Genomic DNA, 18938 nt, shown 5'->3' with positions numbered 1-18938 from the left:
AGAATCGAGGCGCCTGTCTCGCGAGCAAGCTTTGCTCCCACAGACCAGCGGGAGCAAGCTCCCTCGCCACGAAAAGCGCTGCATCGCCGTCACACCCGCACCTCTTTCCCATCAGGCCTGGCAAACCGGCGTCCCAGTCGATCGAAATACAGGTAGATCACCGGCGTCGTGAACAACGTCAATACCTGGCTCACCAACAACCCACCTACCATCACCAAGCCCAGGGGCTGGCGCAGTTCAGCGCCGGAGCCGGTGGCGAACATCAGCGGTATTGCGCCGAACAAGGCCGCCAGGGTGGTCATCAGAATCGGGCGGAAGCGCAGCAATGCAGCCTGGTAGATCGCTGTCTGCGGGTCCATGCCCTGGTTGCGCTCGGCGTCGAGGGCGAAGTCGATCATCATGATCGCGTTCTTCTTGACGATGCCGATCAGCAGAATGATGCCGATGATCGCGATCATGCCCAGGTCATTGCCACTGAGGATCAAGGCCAGCAAGGCACCGATGGCCGCCGAGGGCAAGGTGGAAAGAATGGTGATCGGGTGGATGTAGCTTTCGTACAGCACGCCCAGCACGATGTACATGGTCACCACCGCTGCCAGGATCAGCAGCAAGGTACTCGACAGCGACGCCTGGAAAGCCTGGGCCGCGCCCTGGAACTCGGTCTGCACGCCCACCGGCATGCCGATGTCCCGCTGGACCTTTTCGATCACGTCCACCGCATGCCCCAAGGCCACGCCCGGCGCCAGGTTGAACGACATCATCACCGCCGGGAACTGGCCAATGTGGGCAATCGCCAGTTGCGCCTGGCGTTCTTCGACCCGGGCCAGGCTCGACAGCCGCACCTGCCCACCGTCGGTGGTCTTGACGTGAATCTGGTCCAGCGCCTGGGGCCCGATCCGTTCCCCGGCCTGGGCCTGCAATACCACGCGGTACTGGCTGGCCTGGGTGTAAATGGTGGAAATCTGCCGCTGGCCGAAGGCGTCATAGAGCGCGTCGGTGATGTTCGACACCGAGACGCCCAGGCGTGAGGCCGCGTCGCGGTCGATCACCAGGTAGACCTGCAGGCCCTTGTCCTGCAGGTCGCTGGCCACATCGGTCAGCTCCGCCTGTTGGGCCAGGGCCTCGACCAGGCGCCCGCTCCACAGGCTGAGCAACTCGGCATCCGGCGATGACAGGCTGAACTGGTACTGGGTGCGGCTGACCCGGTCTTCAATGGTCAGGTCCTGCACCGGCTGCATGAACAGGCGAATGCCCACCAGCCGATCCAACTGCGGCTGCAAGCGGGCAATGATCTGGGTGGCGCTGTCGTCCCGCTCGCTGTGGGGCTTGAGGTTGATCAGCAGGCGCCCGCTGTTGAGCGTGGCGTTGTCGCCGTCCACGCCGATGTAGGACGACAGGCTCTGCACCGCCGGGTCGGCGAGAATCACTTTCGCCAGTTGCTGCTGGCGCTCGCTCATGGCGGCAAAGGAGATCGATTGCGGCGCCTCGGAAATGCCCTGGATCACGCCGGTGTCCTGCACCGGAAAGAACCCCTTGGGCACGGCCAGGTACAGCACCACCGTCAGCACCAGGCTGGCCACCGCCACCAACAGGGTCAGTGGCTGATGCTTGAGCACCCACTGCAACTTGCGTCCGTAGGCGGCGATCAACCAGTCGATCCAGGCGCCGCTGGCGCGGTAGAAACGGCCTTGCTCTGCTTCCTTGGGCTCGCGCTTGAGCAAGCGGGCGCACATCATCGGCGTCAGGGTCAGGGACACCACCAGGGAAATCAGGATCGCCACCGCCAGGGTGATGGCGAACTCGCGAAACAACCGCCCCACGACGTCGGCCATGAACAGCAGCGGAATCAGCACGGCGATCAGCGACAGCGTCAGGGAGATCAGCGTAAAGCCGATCTGCTTCGCACCCTTGAGCGCGGCCTGCAACGGGCTGTCGCCCTCCTCGATGTAACGGGCGATGTTCTCCAGCATGACGATGGCATCGTCCACCACGAAACCGGTGGCAATCGTCAAGGCCATCAGGGTCAGGTTATTGATGGAAAAACCGGCCAGGTACATCACGCCGAAGGTGCCGATCAGCGACAACGGCACGGCCACCGACGGGATGATCGTGGCACTGACGCGACGCAGGAACAGGAACGTCACCATGACCACCAGCGCAATGGCGATCAGCAATTCATGCTGCACATCGGTGACCGACGCGCGGATGGTCTGGGTGCGGTCGGTCAGCACGGTGACATCCAGGCCGGCCGGCAGGTTGTCGGTGATGCTCGGCAGCAGGGCCTTGATCCGATCCACCACCTCGATGACATTGGCCCCCGGCTGGCGCTGGATGTTCAGCAGCACGGCCTGGTTTTCGTTGGCCCAGGCGGCAAGCCGTTCGTTTTCGGCGCCGTCGACGATCTGTGCCACGTCCTTGAGCCGCAACGGCGCGCCATTGGCGTAGGCCAGGATCAGCTCGCCGTAGTCCTTGGGCGAGGTCAGTTGGTCGTTGGCGTCGAGCATCGAGACCCGGGTCGGGCCGTCGAAGTTGCCCTTGGGCTGGTTGACGTTGGAAGCGCCGATCAGCGTGCGCACATCAGCCAGGTTCAGGCCGTTGGCCGCCAGGGCCTCGGGATTGACCTTGATCCGCACAGCCTGGCGCTGGCCGCCGGCGATGGTGACCATGCCGACGCCGCTGATCTGGGCGATTTTCTGCGCCATGCGGGTGTCGACCAAGTCGTTGAGCTTGGGCAGCAGCATGGTCTTGGAGGTAATGGCCAGGGTCAGCACCGGGGTGTCGGCCGGGTTGACCTTGTTGTACACCGGCGGCGCCGGCAGGTCGTTGGGCAGCAGGTTGGTGGCGGCGTTGATCGCAGCCTGCACCTGCTGCTCGGCGACGTCCATGTTGATATCGAGGTTGAAGCGCAGGGTAATCACCGACGCACCGCCGGAACTGGTGGAGGCCATTTGCGTCAGGCCCGGCATCTGTCCGAACTGCCGCTCCAGGGGCGCGGTCACCGCACTGGTCATCACATCGGGACTGGCGCCCGGGTACAGGGTCATCACGCGGATGGTCGGGTAATCGACTTGGGGCAGTGCTGACACCGGCAGCAGCCGATAGGCGATCAGGCCGGCCAGAATGATCGCCAGCATGCTCAGTGTCGTGGCGACCGGGCGAAGGATGAACAGTCGCGAGAAATTCATGCGCCGCCCTTTTTCGCCTGGTCGGCCGCGGCCGGCTCAGTGGGCGCCGCTGCGGACTTGCCCTGCAGGTGCTCGGTCGGCGTGGTGGGCACTTCCTGGCTGTCGCTGACCACTTCCACTTCGCTGCCTTCCTTCAAGCGATCGGTGCCTTCGAGCACCACCCGGTCACCGGCGGCCAGGCCTTCGGTGACCACGGTGTTCGCGCCGTCGCTGGCGCCGATCTTCAGCATCTTGATGGTGACCTTCTTGTCGCCCTCCAAGGCGTAGACGAAGGTGCCATTGGTGCCGAACTGGATGGCCGCCGTCGGCGCCAGGACCACACCCTTGAGGGTGTCGGCCAGCAGGTGGACATTGACGAACTGGTTGGGGAACAGCGACTGGTCACGGTTCTCGTAGCGGGCCTTGAACTTCAGGGTGCCGGTGGTGATATCGATCTGGTTGTCCAGGCTTTGCAACACGCCGCTGGCCTGGCGCTTCACGTCGCCCCGGTCCCAGGCTTCGACCGGCAGTTTCGCCCCGCTGCGGTAACGGGCGAGCACCGTATCGAGGTTGTTCTCCGGCAAGGTGAACACGACGCTGATGGGTTGGGTCTGGGTGATGACCGCCAGGGCCGTGGTGTCGTTGGCCGCCACCAGGTTGCCGGTGTCCAGCTGCCGCAGGCCGACTCGCCCGGAGATGGGCGCGCGGATCCTGGTGAATTCGAGGTTGAGCTTGGCGTCGTTGACTGCCGCCTGGTTGGTCTTGACCGTGCCCTGGTATTGGCCTACCAGCGCCGCGGCGGTGTCGAGGGTCTGCTTGGCAATACTGTCTTCGGCGTACAGGCCGCGATACCGCTCGAAGTCTACCTGGGCATTTTTCAACTGGGCCTGGTTCTGCAACAGCGTGCCTTCGGCCTGGAGCAAGGCGTTCTGGTACGGGCGTGGGTCGATCTCGGCCAGCAAGTCCCCGGCCTTGACCATTTGCCCCTCTTCGAAAGCGATCTTGACCAGCTCGCCACCCACGCGGCTACGCACGTTGATGGTATTGAGGGCCGTGACCGTGCCGAGCGCCTTGAAGTACAGCGGAAAATCCCCGGTCACCACCGGCGCCACCCGAACCGGGATCGGCCCCGTCGCCCCACCGAACCCTGGCCGCATGCCACCCGAACGCCCCATGTGCCCCGCCGCGGTTTTATCCCCTTCCCCAGGCTTTTGGGTCGAGCCACTGGGCCAGAACTTCCAGGCCAGCGCCGCGACAACCAATACGATGAACAGGCCAAACAGCCAGCGACGGGAATTGCGGGAAACAGAGGATTGCATGGAGTGATCAACCATTGGGCGCGTGGACTTCTTTTACGGGAGGCTGAACGATAAGCACTGGCGGGTGTTTAGCAAAGCGCCTTTACCGGCAATTTACGTTGGGCTTACCTGGCACATAGTCGGCTAAAGCCTTGAAGCACAAAAGAAAACGGCCTGGACAAGCCAGGCCGTTAACAATTGTAATAAATACCTTATTTCATTCCACTTATTTCAGAACGGCCAGGGCCGCGTCGTAGTTCGGCTCTTCAGCGATTTCCTTGACCAGCTCGCTGTGCAGCACGGTGTCGTTTTCGTCCAGCACCACCACGGCACGGGCGGTGAGGCCTTTCAGCGGGCCATCAGCAATTGCCACGCCGTAGTCCTGGATGAATTCGGCACCGCGCAGGGTCGACAGGTTCTGGACGTTTTCCAGGCCTTCGGCGCCACAGAAACGCGCCTGGGCAAACGGCAGGTCGGCGGAGATGCACAGCACCACGGTGTTGTTCAGCTCGTTGGCCTGGGCATTGAACGTGCGCACGGAGGTGGCGCAGGTCGGCGTGTCGACACTTGGGAAAATGTTCAGCACTTTGCGCTTGCCGGCGAAGTCCTTCAGGGAAACGTCCGACAGATTGCCGGCAACCAGGGAAAAGGCTGGCGCCTTGGAACCGGCTTGTGGCAACTGGCCGTTGACTTGGACCGGGTTGCCTTTGAGGGTGACTTGAGCCATGAACGGATTCCTTCTGACAGTTTGAAAATGGTGAGGCCGGAGTTAACCACGAAATGCTTGCGCGACCTACCGCTGGACATAAAAAGACATGGTGTCGCCATCCTGTGTAGGAGCTGGCGAAGCCTGCGATCTTTTGATCTTTCGCTTGAGATTTCAAGTGTATTTGGAAAGATCGCAGCCTCGTTGCACTCGACAGCTCCTACATAGCTCCTACATGTTCCTACATGTTCCTACATGCTCCTACGCAGTTCCCATAGGGGTATTCGTGGCTATTTAGCCTTGAATTTCAGAAACGACTGATGCAAATCCGACGCCCAGCCATCGATGACCCCTTTGACATCATCGGGTTTCATGACCTGGGACTCGTTGGACAACGGCTTGCCCGTGCCTTTGCGCACCACCTGGGCGACCACCGCGTTGTTGCCACCGTCGAGAAAAACCGCTTCGGTGCCCAGGGTGGTTTCCTGGTCGCGAATACCGCTGGCGGTGCTGACAGCGGCCGCCACCAGCGCAATCGGGATCACCTCATACGGTTTCAAGCCTTCGGTCTTGCTGCTGACAGCCGTGATGGCCGCCCGCATCACCAAGACACCCGGCCCAGGAGCTGTCGCCAGGGGCAAGGATTTTCCCGCTTCCCGCTTGAGGGCCTGATCGTAATAAGCGGTAATGCCCGACAGTGTGCCCTGGGGGATCTTCACGGTCGGCTGTGGCTTGGGATAAAGCTGCGTCGGCTCGATATAAAGACTGGTGTACTTGCCCGGGTCGATCTTCGGATCGACCCAACGCATGACCTCGGCCCCCGACGGCGATTTCTCTTCCTTGAGCCGGCTGTAATCCCCCAGGAACCCGGAGTACTCATCCGGCTGGATGACTTTGCTGGAACACCCCGCCAAGGCGAGCGAGGCAATGCAAACAGTGCCGATCATCGACGAAAACTTCATGCTGTCACTCCTGTAAGCCACACGAGGCGGGGCCGGAACTACAGGTATAGCCAATGGACAGGTTTTTGCCTGCTCTGAGAATGCCTGATTCAGCCGCGCTCGCGCGGTATCAGGCTCTGCAGCTGTTGTGCGAGAAAGTTGGCATCGAAAGCAAACGTGTCGGGGTCCTTCAACCCGTTGGTCCGGCGCCATTGCCATTGCGTCGATGGCGGTTGGCAAACCAGGGAAATGCTGCCGTGACGGGTCGCGGCAAGGCCCATGATCGACAAAGAAATCAGCCCGCCCGCGCCCATCACCTCCGGCACGAACTCCACCGGTTTCCCGGTAATGGTCAAGGTCAGTTTTTCAGTCTTGAAACCGGACGTCTCGACAGGGGCGCTCGGCCCGTGCGCCACATACGTCTCACGGCTCAGTTCCAACAGGCCGAGCGCCATGACAGGCGCCAGCCATTGCTCGATTTGCCCGTACAACGCCTTGATCTGCTCTGCCCAAACCGCCGACTGGGCCTGGTGCAGTTGTTTTTTATGCGCTTCGCTGTCGGCGTAGTGACGAAGCATCTCGCCCAATTGCTGTACATCGTCCATGGGCCGGTCCTCGATTAAGGGAGTACTGCGAAGCGCGATGATGACAGGTTCAAGACGTTGGCGTACGTAAAAGCCCTCTTTGCCTGCGCGCGGGGTCCTTCAGCGCAACCGCGCCATAGCCAGGGTGTCCACCCAGCGTCCGTCGCGCACGGCATAGTCGCGCATCAGGCCTTCGGTTTCGAAGCCAAACTTGCGGTATAGGCCGATGGCCGCTTCATTGTCGGCGTACACCGTCAACTCGACCCGCCGCAGGTTCATCCAGTTGTCCGCGACCTCCAGCGCGGCGGCCAGCAGCATCGAACCCACACCCTTACCCTGCCAGGCGACAGCCACACCCATGCCGAGACTGCCGCAATGGGCACGACGCACGCGCGAAAACTGCTCCAGCCCCAGGTTGCCGATGACTTCACCCTCGTGCAGCGCCACCAGCTTCAATGAACGCTCGTCATCCATCGCCAGGCGCTTGCGCCAGATTTCGCTGGACTGGAAAGGCATTTGCAACACCTGGCGGGTCACCGCCGGGTCGTTGTAGAGCGCGGTGACACCGGCGATGTGGGCTTCAGCGAAGCGAACGAGGGTGATCGATGATTCGGGCATGCGGCTCCTCCCTGGAGACGTGACAAGGCCGATCACTATAAGCCGCGCCAGGCGCTATGGGGAACCTGTGGGAGCGAGCTTGCTCGCGATGAGGCCCTTTCAACCGGCATCGATGTTGAGTGGACGACCGCTATCGCGAGCAAGCTCGCTCCCACAGAGGGCCTACTTCCTATTTTGGGTTATGCCTGGAACCAATCCCGGCGCTCATCCAGTGTGTGGTGGATCAGCTCACGAAGCATCTGCACCTCTGGTGAGCCTTCGGCCTGGGCATTGACGGCCATCCACAAGGAACGCTGCATCGACAGGCCGAATACTTGCGGCAATGCCACCAAGCCTCGGTCAAAGCGGCTCATGTACTGCGGCAACAGGCCGATGCAGGCGCTGCAGCGAATCATTTCCAGCATCAGTTCATAGGATTGCACCTGCACCACGCCGGCCCGGCGTTGCTCTATCAGGGCGTTCCACGGCGCGAAACCGTCCACGTGTCGGTCCGCCTGCCATTGCACCAGCATGTAGTCGTTCAAGTCGTCCAGGCAGTCCGGGCGTGTGACCGGTCGTGAATAGCGTTTGGCAATGTGCGGCACATAGTCCAACCGCGCCAGCCGATCCGCTGGCAACGTGGCAAAGCTCGGCCCTGGCACTGACGCGTGGGCATCACTCAACCACAGCACCAGGTCGGCGCTGACGGCTTGCAGCGCCAGTTCACTGTCCAGGGTAATGATCTGCAGCCGCACGCTGGCGTTGCGCCGCAGCAACGCGATCAGGTCGCGTCCCAGGATGTCATGCAGAATCGACTCGGCCACGGCCAGGCGAATCAAGGGTTGATCGTTCAGCGGCGGCGCGCTTTCGTGGGCCAGAGTGATCAATCGCGCCTGCAACTGCCGACCTTCGCGAGTGAGGGTCAAGGCGCTGCCCTGGAAGCTGAACAGCGAGCGTTGCAACCGCGTCTCCAGCTGCGCCAACTGCTTGCGCAGCCAGGTTGCCTTGACGTTGAGGCTACGGGCCGCTTGCATGAAGCAGCCGCAACGGGCACTGACCAGGAAACACTGCGTCACCTGCGGTTCAATACCGCCGGCCAATGTCAGCCACGGATCGGGGACACGCAACGGCGTGCGGTATGCGGTGACAGCCTGGCGTCCTGCGGGCTCGGTGAAGGTCATGGGTGACTCCCTGTCGGTTGTACAAATACATGGGGCAAACAACACAGCACCCTGTGGCGAGGGAGCTTGCTCCCGCTGGTCTGTAGGAGCTGACGAGCGGAGCGAGGCTGCGATCTTTTCATTGCCAATTCAGTCCGGAGCGAAAGATCAAAAGATCGCAGGCTTCGCCAGCTCCTACAGAGCCCAGCGGGAGCAAGCTCCCTCGCCACAAGGTGTGGACCTCGCTAGAGCCCCTCCTCCAGCACCTTGCTCAACTGCGCGCCATCGATGCTCAACGTGGCGGTGTCGAGCATGCCGTCCAGGTAGGCCTTGGCGATCTGTTCCTGGCGCTGGGCGCGCAGGGCCTGGGTCAGGCGTTCGCGCACGTCATCCAGGGTCGCTTCCCGGGCCGGCTGTTGTTCGGTGAGCTTGATGACATGGAACCCCGCCGGGCTCTGCACCGGCTCCGACACCGCCCCGACCTTCAAGCGCGCCACCGCCTCTCGCACCGGCGGGACCAGTTGCTGCAACGGCTGGAAACCACTGTCGCCACCGCGCTCGGCGCTGACACGGTCCTGGGAAAAGCGGCTGGCCAGGGCGGCAAATTCGGCGGGCGACGCCTGGGCCTTTTTACTCAGTTCCAACGCTTGCCGGCGCACCGCGTCCACCGTTTGCGGTTCGGTGGCGGCCAGGAAAATCTGGCTGACGCGGTACAATGCCGGCGCCGTCCAGTTGGCTTTCCCGGCGTCGTAAGCCTGCTTCAGCTCTTCTTCACTGGGATACCCGGCCGGCACCTGGCTGACCGACTGCAAGTAGTCGCGAAACACAATCTGCTCAGCCGCCGCTCGCGTCTGGCGCTCGACCTCCGGCCGCTGCCGCCAACCCTGGGCATCGGCCTGCTCCAACACGGCTTTTTCCGCCAGGCGGGCCCGGATCCAGCCTTCCAGCGCAGCTCGATTGCCACGCATTTGCTGGCGAGCCTCGGGGGCCAGTGCGGCAAGCAACGCCTTGAGTTCATCGGGGCTGACTTGCTGGTTGCCCAACCGCGCCAGGCTCGACGAATCGGCCGCAACCACGTTGACGGTCTGCACCGCGGCGACCGGACCGCTCCCCGGGCGCAGGCCAAGCACCAGCGCCACGGCGAGCAGGCCCAACGCCGCGGCGCTGATGACGAAGGTCGGCTTTTTCACGATGCACTGGCCTCTTCCAGCTCGGCCTCGACGGGCTCGGCCTGGGTTTGCATCCGCGCCGCGTTCTGGCTGTATTCACGCAGGTAGACAATGAACTCCTGCAACAAGCGATCCCACAGCTCCAGGTTGCTGCGCAAATGATCGGTGCTCACGCCTGCCACCACCACGTCCATTTCCATCACCAGGAACTCGCCTTGCACCGACAACCGGGCAAAGCGTCGCGAGGCGTTCCACAATTGCGCCAACCCGGCCGGCAACTCGCCCTGTACCCGCAAAGCACAACTGAAGGTGAAGTCCAGGTAGTCGCCCGGTGTTGGCGCAGGATTGCCGAAGCGCACCGCATAGCCGATGCCCTGGCTGGCGCTGAGCAATTGCACGATGCCGTTCTGCTCCGTCTCGTTGACCCGATAGCCAGCGGCCTGCAACAACTCGGTCAGGGATTTTGCACAGACGTATTCAATCATTGAGGTCATGGTCAGTTCTTCCTTGCGCTAATTCAGTGAGTGATCGAGGCCTGGGGTGCATCGAAACGGTTCTTGTAGAGATCGTCGCCAAACCCCTGGGCCAGCTCTTCGAAACGCACCCGGGCCTTGGCCGCGAACGGCTGGCGGATCTTCATGATGTCGGTCACATCAATGGTTTCGTAGGCATGCAGCAGCGTCTTGGCGACTTCGTACATTTGCTGATTCTTGACCGAACATTGCTGCACTTGTGTGTCACGCTCGGTCAATTGCGCCTCCAGGCGAGCGCGCTCGGCCTCTTTGCCGCGGGCCAGGACCAGCAGTTCTTCATAGGCTTTCTTGAACTTGCCGATCTGCTCGTTGCTCGCCGCCACCTGGGCCTGGGCCTGGCTTTGCAGGCTTTGCTGATGCCCGGCCAGTTGTTCGGCCTGGGCCTGGGCCTTGGTCAGTTGTGCGGTCAATTGCTTGATCTGCGCCTGGGCTTCTTTGGCCTGGCTCTCGGCAGCCTGACGAGCGGCGCTGGCCTGGGCCTGCTCGCTTTGCAGGGCCTGCAACTGGGCGGTGGTGCTGCGCAGTTGCGCCCGCAGGCGTTCTTCCAGGCCTTCGCCGTGAGCCACGCCACTGAGTAGCAGGCCCAGCACCAATAACGCGGCCGGGCATGGGTATTTGGCTCGCCTTTTCATGAGGCCTCCCTGCGCTTAGAAGCGCGTGTTGATTTCAAGCTGCAAGACATCGATGTCGTACGGCGCGCCGTAGACCGCTTCGGAACTCAACCAGCGACCGGTGGCGAAGACGTTGCTCGCCAGGCCATAGTTGCCGCCCAGGAAATAACCCTTGGCATTGGTACCGCCCAAGTGGAATGACGAATCGTTGAAGCCGTCCGGCAAGGCGTCCGGCTGGATGTACTTGTAGCCGGCGAACAAGTTCCAATCGCCCCCGCGCTTGAGCTCCAGCGAGTTGCCGAGGGTGAACTGGAGCATCCAGGCGTTGGCGCCGCTTTCCACCTCGCCGTTTTCATCCAGGTTATTGGCGAACTGCCCTGCCGAGCGCTTGCGCATCTCGCCTTCGTCGTAGCCCAGGTTGTGGACGTAGTGGGCCTGGCTGCGCAGTTTCAGGTCTTCGGGCAGGTCGGTGTCCCAGGCCAGATTCAGGTCCAGCAGGTTGAATTCCGAGGCCAGGCCGACGTATTGCGGTTGTGGCGTGGTGGACGGGTTGAGGGGATTGGGCGTGATGTCGCGCAGCAGGAACACGGTGTTGCCCTTTTGCATGAACGCCACGCGTGAGCCGTCGCTGTCGCAGCCTGGATCACCGGCCCAAGGCTGGCACGGCGAAGAGCGCTGGCCTTCGATGTCGTCGAAGCGGTAATAGGCCATGGCCCCCTTGATCCGGTTGCTGTCGTTGATGACCCAGTTGGCCCCCAGTTGCGCACCGTACAACCACTTGTTGTCGCTCTCCTCCTTGTCGCTGCCATTGCTGGTGCTGGTGTCGTTGGTGTACTCCACCGGGAACGCGCCAACAGTACCGAACACACCCCAATCCTGATTGAGCTTGTGGTTGAAGTTCGCCGCCACACCGTCGAAGTTCAGGTCACCGGAATACAACAGGTCGGTGGAGAAAAACGGGTTGGCGAAACGCCCGCCGGTCAGGGTCAATTCGTCCGAGGGTTTCCAGGTCAGGTAGCCCTGGTCGAGCCAGATGTCTTTCTTGCCAAAACCACCACCGAGGGTCTGGGTGGTGGACACCGGGTTGTTGTCCGAGCCGGTGCCGATGCGGATGCCGGCAGTCCATTGCGGGGCAATCACGGCCTTCATGCCCAGGCGGGCGCGCAGGCGGAACAGGTTCTCGCGGTCTTCGCGGGTGTTGAGCAACGGCGGCAGGCTGGAGCTGCTGTTGGGGTTGACGTCGTAGGGCCCCTTGTCATTGAGCCGGGCGAAGTCGACGATTTCGTTGCTGTTGGTGCCCGAGTAATAGCGCGACTCATCCCGCAGGCGAATGTCGCCGTCAAAGCTGATGCGCGAGACCCAGTCCGGGAAGGTATTGGGCTGGGCCCAGTTTTCCTGTTTGGCGGTGGCCATGACTTCTGCCTTGACCTGGTCGCGGATCTGCTCACGCACGATGTTCGGCACGTATTGCACCCGCACGTCCCCCGGCGCACCGGCCGGCGCTGCGGCAACCGCCGTGGCCGCCTGGCGGGCCTGCACGGCTTCCCGTTCGGCCTGGGCGATCAAGCCATCGGCCTGGTCTTGCTTCAACACGCCCTGCTGCACCAGCAGGCGGATCAGATTGATCGTGGCGTTTTCCGACGGCGCCGAGGCGGCCGCCGCGTGTCCAGCCAGGCTCAAGACCACCAGGCCGATCGCCCACGACAATCGATTCACATTGGAAATCATCTGCACACAACTCCTGTTGGCAAACTTTCAAATAGTCGGTTAACCCGGCCGCCGTCCCTGCAAGGACAGGCGCACGGGTAAAGTCAGGGAGGCCGGTGGCCGTTCACTCAAATGGGGCGCGGCACGCAGGGCGGACATCACTTGCTCGTCCACTTGCGGGTTACCGCTGGACTTGACCAGCTCGACACGGGTGATTTCGCCCACGGCACTGAGCCAGACATCGGCCTGCAGCGAGAACGCCAGGCTGCGCAGGTCGGGGTTTTCCCGCAGTAAACGCTGGAAGGTGAACGCCAGGAACTGGCTGTAGGTGCCATTGCCGAGGCGCCCGCCCCCTGCCCCGGCCATGCCGCCGCCCTTGCCGGCACCGATGTTGAAAGCGTCGTTGCCGGACTGGGCGTCGCCGTCCATCTGCATCGGGTTCGCCAGGTCATCGACCGGCGACGGCGGCGCCTCTTCCTCGGGCTTGACCTCTTCGGGCTCCGGGGTCGGTTCTGGCTCGACCACCTTCTCCTCGACCTGGGGTTCCGGCTCCTTGGGTTTTTCCGGCGGCGGTGGCGGCGGCGGCGGTGGCAGCGGGATAATGGTCGGCACCTTGGGTGCTTCGCGGCGCACACCACTCATGTCGTTGGCCCACTGCCACAGCAGCCAGGCCGCCACAGCGCCCAACAATAGGCCGGCGGCCCACTTGAGCAGGCGCAACGGCGAGCTCTTCACCGGGGGCGGGTTGATGGGAAGTCTGGCGGTCATGGTCAGCCCTGGCTCGGTTTGCCGGTCACCAGACCGACCTGGGACAGTTCCAGGCGCCGCAACAGATCCAGCACTTCAATGACTTTCTGGTACTGCACCGTCGCGTCGCCGCGCACGATCACCGGGAAGTCCGGGCTCTGGGCCTTTTCGATACGCAGGCGCTCTTCCAACTCGGCCAGGGTCACCGGATAGGCATCGAGGAAGACCTGCCCGCCGTCGTTCACCGAGATCGCCTTGGTCTTGGCTTCGGACAGCGACACCGAGGCACTGGCCTTGGGCAGGTTGATCTGGATACCCGACACCTGGGCCGTGGCCGTGAGGATGAACATCACCAGCACCACCATGAGCACATCCACCAGCGGCGTGATGTTGATGCTGTCGACTGCGGCATCATCGTCGTCATCGTGTGAAGCGTTTACGCTAGCCATGGCGACTCCCTCAGGCCGGTACGGTCGATTGGACGTGATGATTACGGCGATGCGCCGCTTCACCGGACTGACCTTCGCCGTGCATCTCCGCCAGGCGTGTGATGAACTCATCGACGAAGACGCGCATGTCGGCGCTGACTTCCTTGTTGCGGGTGATCAGCCGGTTGTAGCCAAACAGCGCAGGGATCGCGACGAACAGGCCCATGGCAGTGGCGAGCAAGGCCGCGGCCATGCCCGGGGCAATGGCGTTGATGTTGACGTCACCGGCCATGGCCGTGCCGAGGAACACCACCATGATCCCCAGCACGGTGCCGAGCAGGCCGATGTACGGGCCGCCGGCGATGGCGTTGGACAGGGTCGAAAGCTTCGAGCTGAGCTGCTGGTTTTCCCGGGTGCGCACGCCGTCCATGGAACAGCGGATCGCTTCGATGGTGGCCGCCGACACCGACGAAGTGTCGGCGCCCTGCTCGCGGCGGGTGCGGATTTCCTTGACGGCCACCAGGTACAGGCGCCACAGCGACGAGTGTTGCAGGCGCTGGGCGAGGTCCTGGTCGTCGGCGAACATTTCCAGGCGCGTGCCGATCCTGGCGAACTGTTCGCGGAAGGCTTCGTTGGCCGCGCTGAGACGGCTGACCATGCGGTTCTTGCGGATCATGATGACCCACGACTGGAACATCATCAGCACCAGTACCCCGATGATCACCCAAGCGTCCATCGGCACGGCCTTGAGCAGGAAGCCCAGGCTGCCGAAACCGAAGCCGGACTGCTCTTCATCGACCCCGTAGGCCACCAGTTTCGACTCGGCGCCCTGGGCATTGGCGTCGGCCAACAGCAACGGCGCCGGGCGGGCGACCTTGGACAGGCGCGCTTCGTCCATGGCCCCGCCAAATGGCGCGAAGGCACCTGCGGAAACGTCGGCCCCCAGGGCTATCGGCGAATTGAACGCTGGCATCGCCACCGCCAGGCTCGCGGTTTCACGTCCATTGACGTACAGCACGACCCGGTCGCCCGAGGCGGTCAACGCCAGGTGCTGCCACTGGCCAGGGTTCAGCGGCTGGGTCGAGACCGCACGCTGATCATTGATCGCTACGAACGGCACACCCTGGTTCACGCCAATCAACAGGCTGGTGGCGGCTTCGCGACGGGCCAGGATGATCTGTTCGCCACTGGCCTGGTCCTGACGCAGCCAGGTACTGAAGGTGAACGCCGCGCCGGCACTGTGTTGCAACGAAGGGCTGGCGGGCAACAGCAGCGGCTGGCCGTTGAACTGCAAGGCCCGCCCGATCACGCCGTCGATGCTGACACCGGCCGCGCCCTGGGCATTGTTGCCGTAGGCCGTGGTATCCCGGAGCGGTACGCCAGTGGCGCCGTCAAAGTGGTACAGCGCGGTGTAGTCCGGGTCGAAGGTCAGCTGGCCGCTGCCCGTGGCCGGCGCCTTCTGGTTGCCGTAATACATCCACACGTCCTGACGCTGACCGCCCTCCACGCTCGGCACATCGACCCAGATCAGCGCCATGCCCATCAGCGGGTCGAAGCTTTCGATCTGGTGATTGAGCACGGTCTTGTCGTCGGCACTGACGAAACGCAGGTCCGAGCCATCGTCCTTGACGCCGTCGAAGGTGAAATTGCCGGTGTGCAGGCGCACCAGCAGCGCGGTACGGCCCAAGGCCTGGGCGATGGCAGCGCCCTGGGGCGTGGTGTCCACCGAAATCTGTTTGCGGTAGTGCCAGTCGTCCTGCCACCAGGCGTTGGCGGTCGCCGGAAGCACCAGCCCCAGGCAGATAAACAGGGATAACAATAAGCGTTGCATGGACATGACTCCTGGGTTCAAAACGTCGCTTGCAGGTTGAAGTGCAGGCGCGATTCCTGTTTCGAGGTGTTCGGCCCTTCGAGCAGCGGATAGCCCCAGTCGAGGCTGCCGGACAGCCATTTGCTCAGGCTCGCGCGAGTGCCGAGGCCTACGCTGGCGAGGCTGTAGTCGGCTTCCTGATCGGGCAGTTCGTCGCGCAGGTACAACTGCGCGCCTTCGGCGAAGGCATAGAAGCGCCACTCCTGGACATAGCTGCCGAGGAACGTGGCCAGGGACGGGGTGCGTAGCTCCTGGGACAGCAGGTAGCCGTCATCACCGGTGCGCTCGGCGGCCAGGTAGCCACGCACCGAGGTGGCGCCACCGGCGGAGAATTGTTCGTTGGAAACCAGTGGCCCGGAGGCGAGTTGGAAGGCGGCCTTGGAGGCGGTCTGCCAATCATTGGCGAAGGTGAAGGTGTAATTGCCGTCGCCCTTGAGCACCGCGAAACTGGGGCTGGCACGATAGCGCTTGTAGTCGAACTCTTCGTCGGAGCTGCCATAGCCCAGCAGGCTGCGGGTACCCGCTACCAGGCTCAGGCCGAGGCCCAACTGGCTGGTTTCGGTGTAGCGAAAGCCGTTGTAGGCGAAAGTGAACGGCGCGTACTTGAGCGGTGCCTTGTCGCTGGCGCCACCGAGGTTGAGCTCCTCCTCGAAATCCTTGAAATCCACCCCGACCGAAAAGCTGTTGGCCCACGCCCCGCTGGACGGCAGGCTGTAGATCGCCGACACCCCGTAGGAATGGCCTTTGCCCAACACGTTGCTGCCGCCAACCGTCGCCACGTTGCTGTCGGATTGGTAGCCCGAGAACTGCACACTCCAGCGTTCGCTCAGCGGCGCGGTGTAGGAACCCGACCAGACCTTGGCGTTTTCGGTGTCCTGGGGCGCAGTGAAGAAGGTCAGCGAAACGCTGTGGCCCAGTTGCCAAAGATTGTTGTAGCCCAGGCTCGCGACCGTGCGCAGCTTTTCGGTGTCGGCACTGTAGTCGTTGTTCAACCCCAGGCTGGCTTGCCAGGGGTCCTGGTCTTCGACCTGCAAATCCACGTCCATCGTCCCGGGGCGCTGGCCTTCGCGCACCAGCGGCATGACCTGGCGCCCCGGGGTTTTGTTCAGCAGCGCCAGCTCTGTCTGGACCTGGGTGAAATCGGGCACCTCGCCTTCCTTGAGCGCCGGCACGTCATCACGGATTTCAACGGGCGAATAATGCTTGGCCCCCACCACCCGCACCCGGCCGATCTTGGTCTCGCTGACTTGCAGGTAGACGATGCCCTCTTCGACTTTCTGCTCCGGCAACTCAACGAACACCGATTGATAACCGCGCGCCTGATAGGCCTTCTGCAAGGCCTCCCGGGCGCCTTCGATGTCGCTCAAGGCCTTTTGCGGGCCGAGGAACGGGTACACCGCTTCCTCGATGGCCCGGGCATCGAGTACGGTGTTGCCCCGCACGAAATACTCGTTCACGTCCACCAGGCGCGCTGGCGCCGCTGCGGCTTCCTGCCCTCCTTCAGCGGCAAATGCCGACGGTCCCCCGACCGCCAGCAGCAACCAGCCCCACAGCGCCGGCCGCGATTTGAAGAAATGCTCCACACCACCCCCTGAATTCAAAATACGGCTCAATTGCTTGCGGTCGATGTCGTGGCGTGCCGGGCCAGCCAGGTGTGCAGCAGCGCGAAATTCAAGGAGAACTCCGGCATTTGCAGCAAGGCGCCACAGAACACTTCACCGATGATTTTCTGGATGAGCCGCACTGCCCGCGCGTCGCCCAGCAGTGTGGCGAGGTCTTTGCTCAGGACGTTGAAGCTCCAGACCTTCTGATTCAGGTCCAGGCCGACGAACCAGCGGAACAGCAAGTTGTAGTTGAGTTGTTCGTAGAGTTGCTGCTCGCTGGGCACCGAATAGAGCAGTTGCAGCAGGAGGATATGCATGGCGGTTTGCGGTGCGATCAGCATCTGGGCACCGGCGTTGAGGCCCTGCAGCACATCGCGATGGTCATCCAGCAGGTCGTCGATCTGCGGACGCAGCAAGACCAGTGAATGGCCTTGCGGAATGTAGCTGGACACTTCCTTGAGCGCGCCCTGCCAGTCATCCTGGGAAACGATCCAGACCCACGGCGCGCCGTAGCGATACACCGAGACCGGCTGCTTGCGCGCCGCCTCGACGATCTTCGACAGCCGCTGGTCAAGCTCCTGCATGCCCACTTTCGAATAACGTTCCATAGTCCCCATCGCCTCACTCCCGGCTTCGCGCCCCGGCTCCAAAACGACCTTGCAGGCCCCCTTGAACACGTCACACAGGCATGACGGGAATGGCGATGTGCTACCGAACTTTTGTCATGAAAGCTTCATTTGGAGGGTATGGAGGGAGTGAGGTTTTGTGGGAGCGGGCTTGCTCGTGATGGCGCTGTGTCAGCTTCCATTGATGTTGAATGTGCTGCCGCCATCGCGGGCAAGCCTTGCTCCCACAGAGTTCTCGGGTGTTCACCAACTCCATGTTCGCCACCAATACCCTGTGGGAGCGAGCCTGCTCGCGAAAGCGGTGGGTCAGTTTGCATCGATGTTGGATGGGCTGCCGCCATCGCGGGCAAGCCTTGCTCCCACAGAGTTCTCGGGTGTTCACCAACTCCATGTTCGCCACCAATACCCTGTGGGAGCGAGCTTGCTCGCGAAAGCGGTGGGTCAGCTTGCATCGATGTCGGATGGGCTGCCGCCATCGCGGGCAAGCCTTGCTCCCACAGAGTTCTCGGGTGTTCACCAACTCCATGTTCGCCACCAATACCCTGTGGGAGCGGGCTTGCTCGCGAAAGCGGTGGGTCAGTTTGCATCGATGTTGGATGGGCTGCCGCCATCGCGGGCAAGCCTTGCTACCACAGAGTTCTCGGGTGTTCACTAACTCCATGTTCGCCACCAATACCCTGTGGGAGCGGGCTTGCTCGCGAAAGCGGTGGGTCAGTTTGCATCGATGTTGGATGGGCTGCCGCCATCGCGGGCAAGCCTTGCTCCCACAGAGTTCTCGGGTGTTCACCAACTCCATGTTCGCCACCAATACCCTGTGGGAGCGAGCTTGCTCGCGAAGACGGTGGGTCAGCTTGCATCGATGTCGGATGGGCTGCCGCCATCGCGGGCAAGCCTTGCTCCCACAGAGTTCTCGGGTGTTCACCAACTCCATGTTCGCCACCAATACCCTGTGGGAGCGAGCTTGCTCGCGAAGGCGGTGGGTCAGTTTGCATCGATGTCGGATGGGCTGCCGCCATCGCGGGCAAGCCTTGCTCCCACAGAGTTCTCGGGTGTTCACCAACTCCATGTTCGCCACCAATACCCTGTGGGAGCGGGCTTGCTCGCGAAAGCGGTGGGTCAGTTTGCATCGATGTTGGATGGGCTGCCGCCATCGCGGGCAAGCCTTGCTACCACAGAGTTCTCGGGTGTTCACT

General features: G+C 62.7%; 16 protein-coding genes. All 16 read right to left on the bottom strand.

Annotated features, from left to right (window positions below; all coding sequences use genetic code 11):
* Positions 1-89: 89 nt before the first annotated feature.
* Positions 90-3185 carry an MdtB/MuxB family multidrug efflux RND transporter permease subunit gene (locus tag AD662_RS14465; protein ID WP_053179656.1) on the bottom strand — a complete coding sequence of 1032 codons (3096 nt, stop codon included), beginning with the start codon at positions 3183-3185 and terminating at the stop codon, positions 90-92.
* Complete coding sequence (locus AD662_RS14460; protein ID WP_053188215.1) at positions 3182-4498, bottom strand: MdtA/MuxA family multidrug efflux RND transporter periplasmic adaptor subunit; 1317 nt, start codon at positions 4496-4498, stop codon at positions 3182-3184. Before AD662_RS14460 ends, AD662_RS14465 begins: the two co-directional genes overlap by 4 nt.
* A gap of 190 nt (positions 4499-4688) precedes the next feature.
* On the bottom strand, positions 4689-5189 hold the full coding sequence (gene tpx / locus AD662_RS14455) for a thiol peroxidase (RefSeq protein WP_024618841.1): 501 nt from the start codon (positions 5187-5189) through the stop codon (positions 4689-4691).
* 269 nt (positions 5190-5458) lie between these two features.
* Positions 5459-6130 carry a DUF3313 domain-containing protein gene (locus AD662_RS14450; RefSeq protein ID WP_053188212.1) on the bottom strand — a complete coding sequence of 224 codons (672 nt, stop codon included), beginning with the start codon at positions 6128-6130 and terminating at the stop codon, positions 5459-5461.
* An 89-nt stretch (positions 6131-6219) separates the two neighbouring features.
* Positions 6220-6714, bottom strand: a complete 495-nt coding sequence (locus AD662_RS14445) for a hypothetical protein (RefSeq protein WP_024619911.1) — start codon at positions 6712-6714, stop codon at positions 6220-6222.
* A 99-nt stretch (positions 6715-6813) separates the two neighbouring features.
* Positions 6814-7311 carry a GNAT family N-acetyltransferase gene (locus tag AD662_RS14440; RefSeq protein ID WP_024619910.1) on the bottom strand — a complete coding sequence of 166 codons (498 nt, stop codon included), beginning with the start codon at positions 7309-7311 and terminating at the stop codon, positions 6814-6816.
* Between the two features lie 179 nt (positions 7312-7490).
* Positions 7491-8471 carry a LysR family transcriptional regulator gene (locus AD662_RS14435; RefSeq protein WP_018602026.1) on the bottom strand — a complete coding sequence of 327 codons (981 nt, stop codon included), beginning with the start codon at positions 8469-8471 and terminating at the stop codon, positions 7491-7493.
* 224 nt (positions 8472-8695) lie between these two features.
* Positions 8696-9640: a peptidylprolyl isomerase gene (locus AD662_RS14430; protein ID WP_053188209.1), complete on the bottom strand. Its 945-nt coding sequence runs from the start codon at positions 9638-9640 to the stop codon at positions 8696-8698.
* Positions 9637-10113, bottom strand: coding sequence for a YbjN domain-containing protein (locus tag AD662_RS14425; protein ID WP_018602030.1), 477 nt, complete (start codon positions 10111-10113; stop codon positions 9637-9639). Before AD662_RS14425 ends, AD662_RS14430 begins: the two co-directional genes overlap by 4 nt.
* A gap of 23 nt (positions 10114-10136) precedes the next feature.
* Entirely contained in the window at positions 10137-10784 is a 648-nt protein-coding gene (locus AD662_RS14420) for a hypothetical protein (RefSeq protein WP_018602031.1), read from the bottom strand.
* A gap of 15 nt (positions 10785-10799) precedes the next feature.
* Positions 10800-12491, bottom strand: coding sequence for a putative porin (locus AD662_RS14415; RefSeq protein WP_053188206.1), 1692 nt, complete (start codon positions 12489-12491; stop codon positions 10800-10802).
* Positions 12492-12530: 39 nt separating this feature from the next.
* Complete coding sequence (locus AD662_RS14410; protein ID WP_053188203.1) at positions 12531-13238, bottom strand: energy transducer TonB family protein; 708 nt, start codon at positions 13236-13238, stop codon at positions 12531-12533.
* 2 nt (positions 13239-13240) lie between these two features.
* The gene (locus AD662_RS14405) at positions 13241-13666 is read right to left on the bottom strand and encodes an ExbD/TolR family protein (RefSeq protein WP_003201710.1); all 426 of its coding nucleotides are present in this window, start codon (positions 13664-13666) and stop codon (positions 13241-13243) included.
* A gap of 10 nt (positions 13667-13676) precedes the next feature.
* Entirely contained in the window at positions 13677-15476 is a 1800-nt protein-coding gene (locus AD662_RS14400; RefSeq protein ID WP_053188201.1) for a DUF2341 domain-containing protein, read from the bottom strand.
* 17 nt (positions 15477-15493) lie between these two features.
* A complete protein-coding gene (locus AD662_RS14395) occupies positions 15494-17098 on the bottom strand; it encodes a ShlB/FhaC/HecB family hemolysin secretion/activation protein (protein ID WP_053188198.1) in 1605 nt (534 codons plus the stop codon).
* A gap of 26 nt (positions 17099-17124) precedes the next feature.
* Positions 17125-17727, bottom strand: coding sequence for a transposase (locus AD662_RS30160; protein WP_014338096.1), 603 nt, complete (start codon positions 17725-17727; stop codon positions 17125-17127).
* Between the last annotated feature and the right edge of the window lie 1211 nt (positions 17728-18938).

This window comes from Pseudomonas kilonensis, assembly GCF_001269885.1.
Taxonomy (GTDB): Bacteria; Pseudomonadota; Gammaproteobacteria; order Pseudomonadales; family Pseudomonadaceae; genus Aquipseudomonas; species Aquipseudomonas kilonensis.
Note: the sequence above shows the minus strand (reverse complement) of the source record. Positions and strands in the feature narration are given on the sequence as shown.